The 358-nt window shown below is 38.3% G+C and carries 1 protein-coding gene; it reads right to left on the bottom strand.

Annotated features, from left to right (window positions below; all coding sequences use genetic code 11):
* Positions 1-358, bottom strand: a 358-nt coding sequence (locus SB753_RS35420) for a hypothetical protein (RefSeq protein ID WP_410804737.1), incomplete at both ends; no start/stop codon positions are given.

Here is a 358-nt window from a genome sequence, read left to right as displayed (position 1 = left end):
GATAGTATTGCGTTCCGACTGGCTGCGGGATTACTAAACACTGTTTCACTTTAATAGTGATTAATTCGCCATTAACTTTAACAGCAGTTTCTTCCATAGCTACTTTTTGCAATGACTCACGTTGATTACCAAAGTGAGATACAGGAAGACCAGTAACGAGTAATGGAATCGTAACGTTCTTTTTGAAGTCTTTCGCAATAAATCCGAATAGTTGTTTCTTAAACGTTGGGTCTTCATAACGCTTCGCTTTATTCTCTCCAAGAGCACGAACAAGTGGAAGTTTAGATTTTCTTGCTTCTTCTCCTATGTAGTAAGTAGAGTCAGTGTTTGTTAGTTCGATCTTCGTGAATTCAGCTTC

The organism is Paraburkholderia sp. SIMBA_053 (genome assembly GCF_046534895.1).
In the GTDB taxonomy this organism is placed as follows: domain Bacteria; phylum Pseudomonadota; class Gammaproteobacteria; order Burkholderiales; family Burkholderiaceae; genus Paraburkholderia; species Paraburkholderia caledonica.
This window is presented reverse-complemented; position numbering and strand designations above follow the sequence as displayed.